This is a genomic window from Coprococcus intestinihominis, from assembly GCF_040096555.1.
GTDB classification, from domain to species: Bacteria; Bacillota; Clostridia; order Lachnospirales; family Lachnospiraceae; genus Coprococcus_A; species Coprococcus_A intestinihominis.
Genome location: NZ_JBBMEK010000008.1, coordinates 14,702 through 31,039, shown reverse-complemented (window position 1 = coordinate 31,039; position 16,338 = coordinate 14,702). Strand labels below are relative to the sequence as shown.

At 43.4% G+C, this 16,338-nt stretch carries 18 protein-coding genes and 1 pseudogene; 13 read left to right on the top strand and 6 right to left on the bottom strand.

What is annotated here, in order from left to right; genetic code table 11:
• The coding region (locus WMO25_RS01445) for an ABC-F family ATP-binding cassette domain-containing protein (protein WP_349083607.1) at positions 1 to 1,257 on the bottom strand (1,257 nt) is incomplete at its 3' end.
• 278 nt (positions 1,258 to 1,535) lie between these two features.
• Between WMO25_RS01445 and WMO25_RS01440 the strand changes: the two genes are divergently transcribed.
• From WMO25_RS01440 to xerD, 9 genes are all read left to right on the top strand, one after another.
• Positions 1,536 to 2,198: a redox-sensing transcriptional repressor Rex gene (locus WMO25_RS01440; RefSeq protein ID WP_117526908.1), complete on the top strand. Its 663-nt coding sequence runs from the start codon at positions 1,536 to 1,538 to the stop codon at positions 2,196 to 2,198.
• Positions 2,199 to 2,278: 80 nt separating this feature from the next.
• Positions 2,279 to 3,802 (top strand): NAD(P)H-hydrate dehydratase, encoded by a 1,524-nt coding sequence (locus WMO25_RS01435; protein WP_349083603.1) that lies wholly within the window; start codon positions 2,279 to 2,281, stop codon positions 3,800 to 3,802.
• A 27-nt stretch (positions 3,803 to 3,829) separates the two neighbouring features.
• A complete protein-coding gene (gene alr, locus WMO25_RS01430; RefSeq protein WP_349083600.1) occupies positions 3,830 to 5,008 on the top strand; it encodes an alanine racemase in 1,179 nt (392 codons plus the stop codon).
• A gap of 85 nt (positions 5,009 to 5,093) precedes the next feature.
• A complete protein-coding gene (locus WMO25_RS01425; protein WP_349083598.1) occupies positions 5,094 to 5,441 on the top strand; it encodes a type II toxin-antitoxin system PemK/MazF family toxin in 348 nt (115 codons plus the stop codon).
• A 100-nt stretch (positions 5,442 to 5,541) separates the two neighbouring features.
• The gene (locus tag WMO25_RS01420) at positions 5,542 to 6,846 is read left to right on the top strand and encodes a hemolysin family protein (protein WP_349083595.1); all 1,305 of its coding nucleotides are present in this window, start codon (positions 5,542 to 5,544) and stop codon (positions 6,844 to 6,846) included.
• Between the two features lie 65 nt (positions 6,847 to 6,911).
• Positions 6,912 to 7,640, top strand: a complete 729-nt coding sequence (locus tag WMO25_RS01415; RefSeq protein WP_349083592.1) for a YebC/PmpR family DNA-binding transcriptional regulator — start codon at positions 6,912 to 6,914, stop codon at positions 7,638 to 7,640.
• Positions 7,641 to 7,655: 15 nt separating this feature from the next.
• Complete coding sequence (gene proC, locus WMO25_RS01410) at positions 7,656 to 8,450, top strand: pyrroline-5-carboxylate reductase (RefSeq protein WP_349083589.1); 795 nt, start codon at positions 7,656 to 7,658, stop codon at positions 8,448 to 8,450.
• A gap of 159 nt (positions 8,451 to 8,609) precedes the next feature.
• Positions 8,610 to 9,074 (top strand): hypothetical protein, encoded by a 465-nt coding sequence (locus WMO25_RS01405; protein WP_349083587.1) that lies wholly within the window; start codon positions 8,610 to 8,612, stop codon positions 9,072 to 9,074.
• An 80-nt stretch (positions 9,075 to 9,154) separates the two neighbouring features.
• Positions 9,155 to 10,039 carry a site-specific tyrosine recombinase XerD gene (xerD, locus tag WMO25_RS01400; RefSeq protein WP_349083585.1) on the top strand — a complete coding sequence of 295 codons (885 nt, stop codon included), beginning with the start codon at positions 9,155 to 9,157 and terminating at the stop codon, positions 10,037 to 10,039.
• 18 nt (positions 10,040 to 10,057) lie between these two features.
• Here xerD and WMO25_RS01395 read toward each other — a convergent pair whose 3' ends face one another.
• Positions 10,058 to 10,525 (bottom strand): hypothetical protein, encoded by a 468-nt coding sequence (locus WMO25_RS01395; RefSeq protein WP_349083582.1) that lies wholly within the window; start codon positions 10,523 to 10,525, stop codon positions 10,058 to 10,060.
• A gap of 34 nt (positions 10,526 to 10,559) precedes the next feature.
• On the opposite strand from WMO25_RS01395, the pseudogene WMO25_RS01390 reads away from it, so the two are divergent.
• Both WMO25_RS01390 and WMO25_RS01385 read left to right on the top strand, forming a co-directional pair.
• Positions 10,560 to 10,646 (top strand): annotated as a pseudogene (locus WMO25_RS01390) (hypothetical protein); the annotation flags it as partial.
• A 46-nt stretch (positions 10,647 to 10,692) separates the two neighbouring features.
• Positions 10,693 to 11,478 carry an HD domain-containing protein gene (locus tag WMO25_RS01385; RefSeq protein WP_349083611.1) on the top strand — a complete coding sequence of 262 codons (786 nt, stop codon included), beginning with the start codon at positions 10,693 to 10,695 and terminating at the stop codon, positions 11,476 to 11,478.
• Positions 11,479 to 11,493: 15 nt separating this feature from the next.
• On the opposite strand, the gene WMO25_RS01380 is transcribed toward WMO25_RS01385, so the two are convergent.
• Positions 11,494 to 12,546, bottom strand: a complete 1,053-nt coding sequence (locus tag WMO25_RS01380; protein ID WP_349083580.1) for a tyrosine-type recombinase/integrase — start codon at positions 12,544 to 12,546, stop codon at positions 11,494 to 11,496.
• Between the two features lie 433 nt (positions 12,547 to 12,979).
• Here WMO25_RS01380 and WMO25_RS01375 point away from each other — a divergent pair, with 433 nt between their 5' ends.
• A complete protein-coding gene (locus tag WMO25_RS01375) occupies positions 12,980 to 13,726 on the top strand; it encodes a tRNA lysidine(34) synthetase (RefSeq protein WP_349083578.1) in 747 nt (248 codons plus the stop codon).
• A gap of 234 nt (positions 13,727 to 13,960) precedes the next feature.
• Here the strand turns inward: WMO25_RS01375 and yneA are convergent, their stop codons facing one another.
• Entirely contained in the window at positions 13,961 to 14,326 is a 366-nt protein-coding gene (gene yneA / locus WMO25_RS01370) for a cell division suppressor protein YneA (RefSeq protein WP_349083576.1), read from the bottom strand.
• A gap of 224 nt (positions 14,327 to 14,550) precedes the next feature.
• Here yneA and lexA point away from each other — a divergent pair, with 224 nt between their 5' ends.
• Positions 14,551 to 15,168: a transcriptional repressor LexA gene (gene lexA, locus WMO25_RS01365; protein ID WP_349083575.1), complete on the top strand. Its 618-nt coding sequence runs from the start codon at positions 14,551 to 14,553 to the stop codon at positions 15,166 to 15,168.
• Positions 15,169 to 15,332: 164 nt separating this feature from the next.
• Here lexA and rsfS read toward each other — a convergent pair whose 3' ends face one another.
• Entirely contained in the window at positions 15,333 to 15,695 is a 363-nt protein-coding gene (gene rsfS, locus WMO25_RS01360; protein WP_215689325.1) for a ribosome silencing factor, read from the bottom strand.
• A gap of 50 nt (positions 15,696 to 15,745) precedes the next feature.
• Entirely contained in the window at positions 15,746 to 16,333 is a 588-nt protein-coding gene (gene yqeK / locus WMO25_RS01355; protein WP_227081115.1) for a bis(5'-nucleosyl)-tetraphosphatase (symmetrical) YqeK, read from the bottom strand.
• Between the last annotated feature and the right edge of the window lie 5 nt (positions 16,334 to 16,338).

Sequence of the window (16,338 nt, the reverse complement as noted above, 5' to 3'; positions counted from 1 at the left end):
CATAGACGGCCATGTATCGGAAATCTCATCAAAAATCGTCTTATTCATATCCAGAACCTGATGTTCCTGATCATAATAACCAATATGGACATTACTGCCCAAATGGACAAGACCTTTATCAGCAGGAATAACCTGATTGATAATCTTCAGGATCGTTGTCTTGCCGGTGCCATTATCCCCGATCAGTGCCACCTTTTCTGAACGTTTAATATCAATATCGATATTAGAGAAAAGACGCTGCTCCCCAAAGGCTTTGCTCAGGCCTTCAATGTGAAGCACATCATTACCGCTCTGCACATCCGGTATCAGGGACAAATGCATATAGGCATTGACTTCCTGAGGCTTTTCAAGACGTTCGGTCTTCTCAAGCATCTTCTCACGACTCTCGGCACGTTTAATGGATTTCTCGCGATTAAAGGATTTCAGCTTGGCGATTACTTCCTCCTGATGTTTAATTTCCTGCTGCTGATTCATCCAGGCCTTCAATTCAGCATCCCGGATCTGTGCTTTCTTCTCCGCAAAAGCAGAGTAGTTGCCGCTGTACATTCTCGCCTTATGGTTCTCAATCTCAACAACCTTGGTAACAATACGATCCAGAAAATACCGGTCATGGGCAACAATGATCACGGCACCCTTATAATTCTGCAAAAATGTCTCCAACCAGGCAATCGCCTTCATATCCAAATGATTCGTCGGTTCATCCAGCAGAATAATATCCGGTTTCGTCAAAAGCAGACGTCCCAGGGAAATTCGCGTTTTCTGTCCTCCCGAGAGAGAAGATACCTTCTTATTAAAATCCTCCTCAGTAAAACCCAGTCCCTTTAATACGCCGGTCACTTCACTCTGAAGGGCATATCCATTTTCCTGCTCAAAGGCATGGTTCAGGCGATCATAGGCTGCATACATCTCTGGCAGTTTATCCTCATCTGCATGCTTCATATCCAATTCAAGCTGACGGAGCTTGTCATAAATCCGCACAACATTCTCACGGACCTTCATCATTTCCTCATAAATTGTTGCCTCTGAATGGATATCCTGATGCTGGGCCAGGTAACCAATGGTCTTACCTCTGCTGATAATCACTTCACCGGAATCCGGTGTCAGTTCGCCCATAATAATCTTCAGCAACGTGGATTTGCCGGCACCATTAATGCCGACAATGGCTGTTTTCTCATGTTCTTCTATATGGAATGAAATCTTGTCAAGAATAACCTCTGTTCCAAAGGCCAGACTAATCTGCTGGCAAGATAGTATCATATGAAACTCCTCCTGTTTTTAAACTTTACTTTTCATTATAACGTTTCATGGAAATTGTTTCAAGCTTTGAATTAAACAATACGGAATACGTTTATTACATTTATTCATACGTTTATAATAAAACATTGATTGACAATAAAATATCATTTCGTTATAATAAACATGTATAGCATCGACTATTGTGAATTTATTATCAGATTTTTTGTACATATCTCTATCTGTATAAATGGTTAGAATGAAGATACGTATACGAAATATAGAAAACAGGAGTGATTGAAATGTCAGAAAGAGGTATATCATCAGCAGTAATCCGTAGATTACCACGATATTACAGATATTTGGGCGAATTACTGGAGAATAATGTTGTTAGAATTTCGTCAAAGGAATTAAGTATCCGAATGAAAGTGACGGCTTCACAGATCCGCCAGGATCTTAACAATTTCGGTGGATTCGGGCAGCAGGGCTACGGTTATAACGTCGAATATCTCTTCGAAGAAATCGGGAAGATTCTCGGATTGAACACAATCCAGAATATGATCATTATCGGTGCCGGCAATCTTGGTCAGGCATTGGCTAACTATGACTTTGACCGTATCGGTTTTAAGGTTATCGGTATTTTTGATGCCAACCCACGTCTTGAAGGTCTCGCTGTACATGGTATAGAGATCAAAATGGTGGACGAGCTGGAAGAATTTATCAAGACCCATGAGATTCACGTTGCAACGCTGACCGTTCCGAAGAAGAATGCGCGTACGATCGCCAGCCAGCTGGAAGAATGGGGTATCCGCGCGATCTGGAACTTTGCGCCAACAGATCTGCATGTGTCAGATGACGTCTGTGTGAAGAATGTCCATCTTGACGAGAGTCTGATGACATTATCTTATAACTTCCGCAACCGCGGCAAAGAGAAATACAGCTATCATTCCTATATGGATGATTAATGAACTGGATACTGATTTTTAGCTGAAGCGTCAATGGTTGGCTCTTCAGCTAATTTTCTGTTTAAAAGGAGATAAGCACTATGGAATATCTTGTCACAGGCAGACAGGCCAAAGCCATTGATACGTATACAATTGAACACACCGGCATTCCATCTCTTGTCCTTATGGAACGGGCTTCCCTGACCATTGCTGAAGAGACTGCACAAGTGGCTGCACAGCTGAAGCTTCCTGCTGTCCGGATCGCAGCTGTATGTGGCAGCGGCAACAATGGCGGTGACGGCATCGCTGCCGCACGAATTCTTCACAGCAGAGGATATGATGTCACGATTTTCTTCGCAGGCCTAAGAGAAAAGATGTCACCGGATTGTCAGAAACAGTTGTCTATTGCCGAGAATTTGTCAGTCCCGATCAGCAATGACACGGACCTTGACGCATATAATATAATCATCGATGCCATCTTTGGTATCGGCCTTGACCGTCCTGTGACAGGCACTTATAAGGACTGGATCACCGCCGTCAACAGTGCATCCGAAAACGGCAGCAAAGTTATTGCTGTAGATACCCCTTCCGGTATCCATACCGACAGTGGTCAGATCATGGGAACCGCTGTCCATGCAGACAGAACCGTCACCTTCGGCTATATCAAAAAGGGACTTGTTCTTTATCCCGGTGCATCCTGTGCCGGCAAAGTCATCTGCCGGGATATCGGTTTTGATCCGGCAGCTGCAGAATACATAGGTCTGCAATACATCACCTATACCAAAGAAGATTACAAACGACTTCCAAAACGGTATGCAGACTCTCACAAAGGAACTTACGGCCATGTGCTGGTTATCGCAGGCAGCAAGAATATGGCGGGCGCTGCTTATTTTTCCGCACTTGCTGCATACAGAATGGGGGCAGGGCTTGTCACACTTTATACTCCGGAGAGTAATCGCTGTATTCTTCAGCAACTTTTGCCTGAAGCTGTTTTGAAAACTTATCCTGATACAGCCCCTGACCTTTCAGCGCTTTCCGATCAGCTGAACAATTATCAGGCCATTATACTTGGACCGGGGCTTGGTCAAAATGCTGCTTCCGAAAATATTGTCAGAACAGTAACAGCCTCGGATATCAAGATTCCTCTGATCATTGATGCTGACGGACTGAATATCCTGTCAAAAAACATGGAGTGGCTGTCAAAATCCACGGTTCCAACGGTCATTACGCCTCATATGAAGGAACTTTCACGATTAACTGGCCATAATATCCAATATCTTAAAGAAAATCTGGTACAAGTTTGTGAAACATTTACACGTGAATATGGTGTAATATGTATTGCGAAAGATACAAGAACAATGATTATTGATAATTCCGAAACAATATATATCAATTTATCAGGCAATAATGGCATGGCGACAGGCGGAAGCGGTGATATTCTTACAGGAATCATTGCCGGGCTTTGTGCCCAGCACATGCCATTATCCGAAGCCGCCCGTCTGGGTGTCTATCTTCATGGATGCGCAGGAGATACGGCAGCTTTCAACAAAGGATTTCATTCAATGACAGCTTCTGATGTTTTAAATGCTATCCCCGAATTATTGAAAGAGATCACTTTAGACTAAAAAGCAATGATTAATTTGGAGGAAAATATGAAAAACACTTATCGTGCCTGCGCCGAGATTAATTTAGACGCACTGAAACATAATATCCAGGAAATTCAGGCTGTTCTCGGTGATACCAAGCTTATGTGTGTCATCAAAACAAACGCCTACGGCCATGGCTCTATTGTCCTTGCCCGTGAATTAGCTGCAATGGGCGCTTACGGTTTTGCTGTTGCAACTGTTGATGAGGGTATTGAACTGCGAAATAACGGTATTATCCAGCCAATCCTTGTTCTCGGTTTTGTTGCCAAAGAACAGTATGCAGATATGATCACCCATCATATCATGCCTGCTATTTTTACATACAGCATGGCAAAAGATTTTGATGCTGTTGCAAACGCCATGCACACAGTTGCCGATGTGCATATTAAACTGGATACAGGAATGAGCAGAATCGGCTTCAAATCCGATGCTGAGAGTATCGAGGCCACTGTTCAGGGTATTGTTATGATCAATTCTCTGCTTAAGAATATCCGTATCGACGGTATTTTCACACATTTTGCCTGTGCAGACTGCGAAGATGATCATATGACATTTAAACAACTGAAGCGTTTTGACAACGTCATCGACCGTCTTGAGAAAAACGACGTTCATATTCCGATCAAACATTGTGCAAATAGTGCAGCCATTATCAAATACCCTGGCATGAGCATGAATATGGCCCGTGCCGGCATTATTATCTACGGTCTGTATCCTTCTGATGAAGTTGACAGAGAAGTTATCAAACTGGAACCTGTGATGCGTCTGAAGAGCCATGTCATCTATGTAAAGACCGTGGAACCGGGCACCACCGTCGGATATGGAGCTACTTATGTCTGTCAGCGTCCAACCAAAATTGCTACTGTTTCCATTGGATACGGCGATGGCTATCCAAGAGCATTATCCAATAAAGGCCGCGTTTTGATTGGCAGTCAGTCCTGGCCGATCATCGGCCGTATCTGTATGGATCAGCTGATGGTTGACGTTACAGATGCTGATTATGATATCAAACAAGGCGATGAAGTCGTTCTTGTGGGCTCTCAAGGCAGCGAATCCATTCCTGTAGAAGAAGTTGCCTCCATCAACAATTCCTTTAATTACGAATTTGTATGCGATATCAATCGCCGTGTACCGCGTGTTTACTATCGTGACGGTGAAGTTGTCGATATCGTGAATTATCTTCGGTGATAATCAGAGATTTTCGCAGTCCTGATGAATACACTTCCGATAAACGGGAATAATAGCCTTATAGTTTATCAGGAGTGTGATATGCGTGATTATTAAAAGAGGCGATATCTATTATGCTGATCTCCGGCCGGTGATCGGTTCAGAACAGGGCGGGGTACGGCCAGTACTCATTATTCAGAATGACACCGGCAACCGCCACAGCCCGACTGTCATCTGTGCTGCTATAACATCACGGATGAATAAGGCCAAGCTGCCTACCCATGTGGAACTGGATGCTGAAAAATACAGGCTTATCAAGAATTCCGTTGTTCTCCTTGAACAGGTGCGTACCATTGACAAGAAACGCCTGAAACAAAAAGTCTGTCATCTGGACAATGAAATTCTCAAAAAAGTAGACCGTGCATTAAGCATCAGTCTTGAACTGGATACATAATTCCGGGGCTGTCTCTTAAAGGGACAGCTTTTTTATTTGACGAACAACTTCAAATCTGATATATTTTTATAAAACACTACAAAAAGGAGAGATTATTTTCATGGACGATGGACACCCCATTATACGGATCGTCATATTTATTATTTTATTGTTAATTGATGCAGCTTTTACCGGAACAGAAGTAGCTGTTTCCGCTGTCAATGAGTCCGTTTTGACCAAGAAGAAAGAGGAAGGCGACAGCCGTGCTGCCAGGATTCTGCGTTTTGTCGGACAGCCTGCTGCCTTTATGAGTACCATTGATCTGATCGGTGCAGCCGTGACAATTATCGCCGGCGCATTTGTTGCACGGCCTTTCTTTACGGACCTGACATTTCTCATGATGACCCAGGCACGGTTGATGTATTGGCCTGCTGCAGTTATCAGTCACCTGCTCGTCTGTCTGATCATTATTTATTTTGTCACTGTTTTCGGCATTCTTTTTCCAAAACGTCTGGCTTTTAAGTATGCTGAGAAATGGGCTTATTCCGCCATTCGTATCGTGACACTGATCAGTACGCTCTGCAGACCTTTTGTTGCACTCATCAATGGCTCTGTCGGCCTTCTTGTCCGCCTTGCCGGCATTAATCCGAAGGATATTGAGGAGAATGTGACAGAAGAGGAGATCATCATGATGGTCAGCGAAGGACATGAGCAGGGCGTAATTGAAGCCAGTGAAGCTGAGATGATCAGCAACATTTTCAAGTTCGATGACAAGGAAGTCTCTGATATTATGACGCACAGACGTCATATCTGTGCCGTGGACTGCAGTCTTTCCCTCAGCGAAGCCGCAGAAATCATGGCCCGGGAACGCTACTCCCGTTATCCGGTTTTTGAGAATGATACAGACAATATTATCGGTATTCTCCACTTAAAGGATGTCATGCGTCTGATTGTCAGCGGTGAAACGGATGCCTCCATCAAAGAAGTTATGCGTAAACCGGTATTTGTACCGGATACCCAGAATATCAATTCGCTTTTCCGTGAAATGCAGGCTAAAAAGATGCATATGGCTATTGTTGTGGATGAATACGGTCAGTCCTGCGGACTTGTAGCCATGGAAGATATTCTTGAAGAAATCGTCGGTAATATCCTCGATGAATACGATCCCGATGAGGACAACATCCAGATTATCGGCGGTGCCTATCTGATGAAAGGCCTGACCCCATTAGAAGACATCACCCGTACTCTTGGCATTACATTTGATGATAATTTTGAAACACTGAACGGCCTTCTGATTTCCAAGTTGGAACATATTCCGCAGAATAATGAATTTGCCAGCATTGATATCGATGGCTATACATTTAAAGTCATGAATGTCAAAGATAACGCCATCAGCCTTGTAAAGGTTACCAAAATTACGGGTTGATTCTTGCTGAAACAAATGATAGAATAAATAGGTTGATATTATTAGTACGAGATAGGAGTGTAATTATGTCAGGACATTCGAAATTTGCGAATATTAAGCATAAAAAAGAGAAGAATGATGCTGCTAAAGGTAAGATTTTCACAATTATCGGCCGTGAATTGGCTGTAGCTGTTAAAGAGGGCGGTTCAGACCCGAACAATAACAGCAGACTGCGTGATGTTATTGCCAAGGCGAAAGCCAACAACATGCCGAACGATACAATCGAACGTGGTATCAAGAAGGCTGCAGGCGACCTTGGTTCTGTTAACTATGAGAATAATACATATGAAGGCTATGGTCCAAGCGGCGTTGCCATTATCGTAGAGACACTGACTGACAACCGCAACCGTACAGCTGCCAATGTAAGAAGTGCTTTCACAAAGGGCGGCGGTTCCATTGGTACAAGTGGCTGTGTATCTTTCATGTTTGACAAGAAAGGCCAGATCATCATTGACAAGGAAGAATGCGATATGGATGCTGATGATCTGATGATGATCGCCCTTGATGCAGGTGCTGAAGATTTCAGTGATGAAGAAGATTCTTATGAGATCATTACAGATCCTGATGATTTCAGCGCTGTACGTGATGCCCTTGAGAAAGAAGGCATTCCAATGTCTGAGGCCGAGGTAACAATGGTTCCTCAGACATGGGCTACTTTAACAAACGAAGATGATATTAAGAAAATGAACCGTATTCTTGATCTTCTTGATGAAGACGACGACGTTCAGAACGTATATCATAACTGGGACGAATAAGAAAGGCGTAAGACAATGTATCAGTTTGGTTTTATCGGCATGGGTAATATGGGATCAGCAATGCTCAAGGGATGTCTGTCTGTTTTTCCCGCCAGCGCCCTTGCTTTCTCAAGAAAAGATGCTGTCAAAGGCAAAGCTTTGTCACTGGAAACCGGCGCTGTTTGGGTTGACAGCAACCGCGCATGCGCCGAACAGTCCAGATACATTATTCTTGCTGTCAAACCGCAGTTTTATGACGGTGTTTTAAAAGAGATACAGCCAGTACTTGATGACTCACGAATCATCATTTCTCTGGCGCCAAGCTATACAATTGCAGATTTGAAGCAGTCACTCGGTGCATCTGCGCGTATTATCCGTGCCATGCCAAATACGCCGGCAATGGTAGGTGAAGGCATGACAGGTCTTTCCTGGTCTGAGGATGTTTTTTCAGATACGGAACGCCAGGAATTAATGCAGTTCTTTACTTCTTTCGGAAAGACTGAAACCGTTCCTGAGAATCTTATGGATGCGGTTACCGCAGCCAGCGGAAGTTCACCGGCTTTCATCTATATGATGATTGAAGCATTAGCTGATGGTGTTGTAAAATACGGCATGCCTCGGGACAAAGCCTACACATTTGTTGCCCAGGCTGTTTTAGGCTCCGCCAAGATGGTTCTTGAAACAGATGAGCATCCAGGTGTCCTCAAAGACAAAGTCTGCTCCCCGGGCGGAACGACCATTGCTGCTGTTGCTGCACTTGAAGCTTCCGGCTTCAGAAGCAGCTTGATTGAGGCAGTTTCTGCCGTCTGTGACCGCTGCAGAAATATGTAGTCCCATTTACATGAATTTTGAGCCAATGCACATATCCCCTCTGAATTTTGCATATACTATGCTGAATCAGGGGGGATTTTTATTCGTTCGTATTTATTTTTTCATCCATGGCTTTTGGATCTGACCATGGGCATACTGCTATCAATTGTTTTATTGCTGATGACACAGGGCAGTTCTCCTTCAACATTTTTCTGCCAGTCAGATTATGACCGCTTTATCCTGGATTTCACAACAGACAGCGGATTTTTTATTTATCTTTTTCTATGCCGGTGTATTCCTTTTTATTTGCTTATTGCACTGACATTCAAAACCAGAAGAAAAATCTTCTGTCATCTGTATTTCTGGTATATCGGTTTTATTTATGGTACTGTGGGACTTTTATCAGCTTTTGAATACGGTATCACCGGCCTGATCTTGTGTATTTTCCGACTCCTGCCTCAGGTCTGTTTTTATGTCCCGGCTCTTTATGCGACCTGGCGCATGACTGCCGGTTTTACGGATCATCTGCTGTCCATTAACAAACGCCTTCTCGTTATCGGTTTATTGCTCTGGACAATCGGCACGGCAGTAGAATGGGCTTTTAATCCCGTTTTACTGCAATATGGTATTCAATTACTTTTATAACAAAAAATAATTTGATTTTTTGTTCACATTTGACTATAATAATACTCATATTATTAAGAAACTAAAGAGGCGGCAAAGCAATGGAACAACAATTAGACAATTTTATACATTATCTTGAAGCGGTCAGGAAATCCTCCCGCAATACCATTTTATCCTACAAGCGGGATCTTGAGAAGTTCGCGGCTTTTCTTGACGCTCAGGCTGTTGTCGATCTGACCGATGTGAATGAGACGACCATGAATGCTTATATTCTCATGATGGAACAGAGACAGTTTGCCACATCCACCATTTCAAGAAATATTGCCGCTCTGAAGTCTTTTTTTGATTATCTTGAACGATATGAGAACCATCAGGGCAACCCTGCAGCAAGGCTTAAGGCCCCGAAAATCGAGAAAAAGGCCCCGGAGGTATTAACTGTTGCCGAAGTAACAAGGCTTCTGGAACAGCCTGCTGGGCGCAATAACAAGGAGCTTCGTGACAAGGCTATGTTGGAGTTGATGTATGCAACAGGCATCCGGGTCAGTGAGCTCGTTTCCCTGACAATTGATGACATCAATGTACAGGCCGGTTATATTCGCTGTTCCGAGCGTGGAAGAGAGCGCATCATTCCCATTGGCAGTGTTGCTCGCATTTCCCTGCGTCAGTATTTGAAGCAGGCACGTCCCGCCATGATTTCCGATGACAGCAGCGCGATTCTCTTTCCAAACTACAGCGGGCAGCCAATGAGCCGGCAGGGATTTTGGAAGATTTTGAAACAATACGCTGCAAAGGCCGGCATTGAATCAGATATCACACCGCATACGTTGCGTCATTCTTTTGCTGCGCATCTTCTTGAAAATGGTGCTGATCTGCGTTCCGTTCAGGAAATGCTCGGTCATTCCGATATTTCTACGACACAGATTTACCTTAAGATGAACACCGGAAGAATCCGGGATATATACAGCCATACGCACCCAAGAGCCTAGACTCCCGGGTGCGTATTTTTATCTTCCCATAGTATTACCTGTACCATATATCAAACTATCCATAGTAACCGTTGTCTTGGATGTTCCGGCTTTCAATGTATAACTTTCACCCTGAGCAATTCCAGGACAGCTAATCACAACGGAAGTGTATTTCTTAGAAGTCTGCCAGTTTATTAACTCTGTTCCTGATGTATCTGTCAGAACGATATCTGTTCCTGCCTCCTGACGATCCATGTTCACCAGAACAGACCCCTGCATCGAATTATTACCAAAATTCACCGCCATGCCTGAAGAACCTGCTGCAACTAAAATACCGCCTGTAATGACTGCACCGGTTTCATAATCAAGGGCACCGTTGCCATCACCTGTAGGTCCGGAAACATAAGTTTCACCGCCGGAAACCGTCAGGATTCCGTTAGCATCAATACCATCACCTTCTGCATCTATTTCCGTATGGCCGCCGCTGAAAAGAAAATAATTTGACATTCCCGCTCAAATGACCTATCATTGAGAAAAAGAAATGAAGGAGATAAACATCATGCGATATCAGCTGACCAATAAGGAATCTCAGCTGCTTGAACTTTTAATGGCCAACCCCGGACAGGTTATTTCATCTGACCGTCTTTTTGAAAAGATATGGGGATACGAGAGTGATGCAGACCCTGAATTATCACGGCATTGTACAGGATGCGGACGGGATTCTGGCGATTCTTCAGGACAACAACGGCCGGTTTCCTCAACAGAACACACAGACGGATATTACCAAACAATCCCCTGAAGCTACAGCGCCCGTTTTTTCGCCGGATGGCCCTGGCAGTGAATCCGATTCAATAGAGAATGCATCCGGCGTGACACAGGCAGAGCCTCCAAAGGGAAATAACAATCCCCTTCTGCAGTCCCCGGAACTTCCCTATGAATCCCGTTTTTTCTCGGTATTAGTTAGTAGATTAGTAAAAAGAAGTGATTATATGTACTGGGACATTTTAAATGAACTGCTGCATAAAGACTGTCTGCAGCAGCTAAAAAAATTCAAACAACATCGGTTCACAACAACCTATGAGCATTGCAGACATGTCGCTGTTATGAGCTATCAATTAGCAGAGAAATGGCATATCACAGTCAATGAAAAAGCGCTGGCTGTAGCTTGTATGTTTCATGACTATTATCTGTATGACATAAAGGACGAGCATCTCGGGCCATGGCATCATGGAACACGGCATGCCAGCATTGCCATCAGAAATGCTGAGAAAGTTTATCCTCTGAACAATCTGGAAAAGGAGATTATCAGAAGCCATATGTGGCCTCTGAATATCACCCAAATTCCTGCATCCAGAGAGGCCTGGCTTGTCTGCCTGGCCGATAAAGTCTGCGCAGTGGAAGAGATGTTCCCGTTTCTGGCAACTAAAAAGTCGCATCTGTCAGATAGCGGCAATTCTTAACATCCTGTCTCAAACTCAGCTTTCCCTGAGTTTGACAACATTAGCAGCCATCCGGCGTCTATGTTCATCGATGGCTGCATAATGTTTCTTGGTGGTGTTGACATCCTTATGTCCAAGGGTATCCGCCACAAGATAAATATCCCCCGTTTCCTGATAAAGCGCTGTACCGAAGGTGCTTCGAAGCTTATGAGGGGTTATTTTTTTGACTGTGGTGACAAGTCTTGAATATTTCTTCACCAGCCGCTCAACAGACCGAGTTGTAATACGTGTCTTATTTAAAGAAATAAAGAGCGCTTCTTCGTGTCCGGCAGCAGGCTCGGCTGTCTTTCTCGGTCCGTTCATATAAGCCTCCAGCGCCTGACTGACCTCATCACCGAAGTAAATCAACGCCTCATTACCACCTTTTCGAATGATTCGAATGGCACCATTATTAAAATCCACATCCTCAAGATTCAAACCGACACACTCTGACACACGAATGCCTGTTCCCAAAAGCAATGTCAGAATTGCAACATCCCGGACTTTTGTTTTTTCATGGGACGCCAGCTGGCGTCCGGATAATTTCTCACCGGATTCCGCCTCATCCAGGAGCTGCGCAATTTCATTCGGATCCAGACGGATAATATTCTTATTCTTGATTTTTGGCACATCTACCTGACGAGGCGGATTGGTCCTAATCAGGTTCTTCTTGAAATAATAGTCATAGAAAGACTTCAGTGATGAAAGTTTTCTCGCCTTGCCTTCCTCACGGTTTGTATACAATTTGCCATCCTTTGTATAAGATTCAAGATAAGAAAGATATTCCTCAATATCCATAGCCGTGATCATATCAAGGACCTCAATAGGCAGCGTATGTATGTCTTTATCCTTAAAATAGGGATTATTGGTCTTAAGAAAATAAAAAAATACACCCAGATCATAAGCGTAGTTCTTACGGGTATTTGTGCTTTTACGAATTTCCAGAGATCTGAAGTATTCACCGCAGAATCTTGGCAAAATCTGTAAATGTTCACGAATCTTTTCAATGTTCTTTAAATCCTGTTGATCCTTATATGATAATTCAGCCATCCGTTAAACCTCCAAAAATTTATTCACTATAATTCATTAAAATTATTCTGCCTGCGCCATACAGTCAAAGAAGCAGTACACAAATATGAAAATGTTCATAACATGCAAATAATTGCAATAGATATAAAACAGTTTACCATAAAAATATTATGTCAATCAAAACGTCTTTTTTGGATTGAATAAAGTCATTATACCTTAAACTCCTTTAAAAGGCAATATCATGTCGTAAAATATTGATTTTGCGACATGATATCTGTCACTTCTATTTGTCTTTGACAAGGTTGTTTTAGCTGTGTATAATCAAAGAATCGGTAAAATGCAATGTACAGAATAATGCTGTCATTATACATACATTAAATACGAATTGTCACATGCTGCTATGATTCACCATATGGCATCATGTACTCTCAATTGAAAGGAACAATCTAAAACTATGAAACTGCAGCAATTATACAGCTATACACGCCGGTCCATTGATACCTGGCAAATGATCGATGAAGGTGACAAAATCGCCATCGGCGTATCCGGTGGCAAAGACAGTTTAACTATGTTATATGCCTTAAAAGGCCTTCAGCGCTTTTATCCAAAGCATTTTGAACTTGAAGCTATAACTGTTGACCTTGGTCTCGGTAACTTCAATATGGATGCCGTTAAAAGTTTATGTAATGAATTAAATATTCCTTATACCATTGTATCCACAGAAATCGGCCCGATTATCTTCGACCAACGTCACGAAAAGAACCCCTGTTCGCTATGTGCCAAAATGCGCAAGGGTGCGCTGAACAATAAGGCACTGGAACTCGGCTGCAATAAAATCGCCTACGGACATCATCGCGATGACCTGGTAGAAACCATGCTGATGTCTCTCATCTACGAGGGCCACTTCTATGCATTCCCTCCGGTTACAAAACTTGAACGGACCGGTCTGACGGTTATCCGTCCGCTGCTGTACATGACCGAACCGGATATCATCGGCTTTGCCCGAAAACAAAATCTTCCTGTCGCCAAAAGTCCATGTCCCGCCAATGGCCATACCCGCCGCGAATATACCAAAAATCTGATGCATCAGATCAACCGAGAAAATCCGGGAGCGATCGATAAAATGTTCACCGCGATTCTGAACGGCAATATCTCCGACTGGCCGCAGTCAATGCCGAATCCGCACTATCACAATCCGTAACCATGAGCATTCAATACATCATCTTCCGGATGCATACACAGCCGTCCGGTTTCCTACAGAAAGTATAAAAACAAAAAGCGGATAACTGCCTGATTCACCTTCTCCGGGTCGATCACCTGTTTATCCGCTTTCGTAATTATAACTGCTCATTCATCCTATATCTTCATTCGCGATCTGATCTGCTTATATGCTCAATGGCTGCCTGCATCGGCATCTCTAACATCTCTAATCCGGTCAGTTTCTCATATCTTTACCTGCTGCCGCCATCTGTGTATTCTCTGCCACATCCCCTTCACATGGAATGATCAACAGCTGTCCTTCATAAATCATCGCCTGATTCATACCATTCGCACGCATCACATCATGGATATAGTCCTGATGATTCTTAAAATTCTTCCCCATATAGCTGTCTGCCAGCCCCCATAATGTATCGCCATACTGAACAACATACGTCTTGTACTCAATCTGACGCATATTCTTCTCACCGGCTGCCACCTTAAAGTGGCTGATAGGAATCACCAGAATACCGATCAGGATTAATATAAACGCAGCGATCACCATACGAATGCGTCTCTTTAAAACCATTTTCCTTCTTCTCATCACTTCATCCCTCCACATTTTATCAAATGCAAACAATCGTTCCGAACACATTTTCCAAACATTAGTTTGTTATATTTGTATTATACAGAACAATAGTTCGTTTGTCAATAGAATTTCTTTACATTTCTATTAAATTTCAAACATTTGTTTGCAAATATACGTTTGCCGTGTTATGATAGTATCAGTGATAAAATAGTTTGTTATCCATACAGGAGGTATTGAATATGTCAAATGGTAAAATCTCTGCCAAGCAGCAGGAAATTCTTGAATACATAAAATCTCAGTTATTAGCGAAGGGCTATCCGCCTTCAGTCCGCGAGATCTGTGAAGCAGTTCATCTGAAGTCCACATCTTCCGTTCACTCTCATCTCGAGACTCTGGAGAAGAATGGTTATATCCGAAGAGACCCTACCAAGCCAAGAGCCATCGAGATCCTTGACGATGAATTCAATATTGCCAGACGCGAGATGGTGAACATTCCAATCGTCGGTACTGTTACTGCAGGCGAACCGATTCTCGCTGTTGAGAATATCACAGGTTATTTCCCTGTACCAAGCGAACTGATGCCGAACGCAGAACTGTTTATGCTGGCTGTCAGAGGCGAAAGCATGATCAATGCCGGCATTTTAGATGGCGATCATGTCATTGTTCAGCAGCAGTCTTCTGCCGACAATGGCGATATGGTTGTTGCTCTGGTGGATGATTCTGCAACTGTCAAGACATTCTATAAGGAAGAAGACCACTACCGTCTTCAGCCTCAGAACGATGCTTTCTCTCCTATTATCGTGAAGCATTGTGAAATTCTCGGCAAGGTTATCGGCCTTGTCCGTATGGATATGTAATTTATATCTGTCCGGACGTTTTGTGCAGCAGACTTTTCATATTTTATTTTCTGTTTTAGATACTGCCTGCATAACAGCAATAAGCCGCCAGCTGACATCTGTTTTTCGATCATCAGATGTCAGCTGACGGCTTATTCGTTTTATTTCTTTACTTTCAAACAGTACTATTCTTCTGTCTCAAATTCACCCACAGATACTTCTTTGCCGTCTCTCCAGATTCTTTCCAGATCATAGAATGTTCTGGATTCATCAGAAAAGATATGCACGATAATATCGTTGTAGTCCATCAGGATCCAATTAGCGACGCCATAGCCTTCTATCTGGCGAGGCCCATAACCGGCTATTCCAAGGGCCTCACGGACGCTGTCAGCCATGGCCTGCACCTGATTGGTATTGGAACCGCTTGCGATCACAAAATAGTCTGCAATAACAGATACCCCAGCAATGTCAATGACACGAACATCATTGGCTTTCTTGTCTTCCAGTGCAGCAATTGCAAGTTTGGTCATTTTTTTAGACTGATTCATGCTTACCTCCATTAATTATCTATATGCACATTACAGATTCAGATATAGAATCATGATTCTGCATCCTCTGCACACTTCTGTAAGTAATAACTATAAGTAACTTCTGTGGCAGGATCGATCTCCCCGCCCTGATCACGCAGATAATCCAATGTCTGCTTCAGAATTTCGCAGACTGCCTGATCAATATCTGTAAATGCCAGTTGACGAAGCCATGCAAGATTCGGTGCCTGATCCCGCCCCGGCTCAATATAATCCGCTGTAAAAACGATTTTCTCCAAAAGTGTCATATCCGGCTTACCGGTAGTATGCCATTCAATGGCGCTGAGGATCTCCGGATCCTCGACACCGTATCTGTGCCCGGCCAGCCATGCCCCGACTCTCCCGTGAAGCAGGAACGGATTCTTAGCCTCCATATCTGAAACAGGCAAATGGTGGCTGCGGCACTTCTCTAACAGCTTCTCACCAGACATATGCTTAGCACAATCATGCAGCAAGCCCGCGTAGGACGCCTTTGTCAGATCTTCGCCATAGCGCATAGCCAGACAAATGGATGTATAGCGCACACCGATGGTATGTCTGTATCGATGCGGATTCTGTTTCTGCTGCAATATCTCTTCAATTTCCTGTATTTCCATCATCAAAA

Bases quoted from the DNA above. Each gene is read 5' to 3' on its own strand.
- WMO25_RS01440 (WP_117526908.1), top strand. From the start codon at position 1,536: ATGTCAGAAAGAGGTATATCATCAGCAGTAATCCGTAGATTACCACGA.
- WMO25_RS01435 (WP_349083603.1), top strand. From the start codon at position 2,279: ATGGAATATCTTGTCACAGGCAGACAGGCCAAAGCCATTGATACGTAT.
- alr (WP_349083600.1), top strand. From the start codon at position 3,830: ATGAAAAACACTTATCGTGCCTGCGCCGAGATTAATTTAGACGCACTG.
- WMO25_RS01420 (WP_349083595.1), top strand. From the start codon at position 5,542: ATGGACGATGGACACCCCATTATACGGATCGTCATATTTATTATTTTA.
- WMO25_RS01415 (WP_349083592.1), top strand. From the start codon at position 6,912: ATGTCAGGACATTCGAAATTTGCGAATATTAAGCATAAAAAAGAGAAG.
- proC (WP_349083589.1), top strand. From the start codon at position 7,656: ATGTATCAGTTTGGTTTTATCGGCATGGGTAATATGGGATCAGCAATG.
- WMO25_RS01405 (WP_349083587.1), top strand. From the start codon at position 8,610: ATGACACAGGGCAGTTCTCCTTCAACATTTTTCTGCCAGTCAGATTAT.
- xerD (WP_349083585.1), top strand. From the start codon at position 9,155: ATGGAACAACAATTAGACAATTTTATACATTATCTTGAAGCGGTCAGG.
- WMO25_RS01395 (WP_349083582.1), bottom strand. From the start codon at position 10,525: ATGTCAAATTATTTTCTTTTCAGCGGCGGCCATACGGAAATAGATGCA.
- WMO25_RS01385 (WP_349083611.1), top strand. From the start codon at position 10,693: ATGCAGACCCTGAATTATCACGGCATTGTACAGGATGCGGACGGGATT.
- WMO25_RS01380 (WP_349083580.1), bottom strand. From the start codon at position 12,546: ATGGCTGAATTATCATATAAGGATCAACAGGATTTAAAGAACATTGAA.
- WMO25_RS01375 (WP_349083578.1), top strand. From the start codon at position 12,980: ATGAAACTGCAGCAATTATACAGCTATACACGCCGGTCCATTGATACC.
- yneA (WP_349083576.1), bottom strand. From the start codon at position 14,326: ATGAGAAGAAGGAAAATGGTTTTAAAGAGACGCATTCGTATGGTGATC.
- lexA (WP_349083575.1), top strand. From the start codon at position 14,551: ATGTCAAATGGTAAAATCTCTGCCAAGCAGCAGGAAATTCTTGAATAC.
- rsfS (WP_215689325.1), bottom strand. From the start codon at position 15,695: ATGAATCAGTCTAAAAAAATGACCAAACTTGCAATTGCTGCACTGGAA.
- yqeK (WP_227081115.1), bottom strand. From the start codon at position 16,333: ATGATGGAAATACAGGAAATTGAAGAGATATTGCAGCAGAAACAGAAT.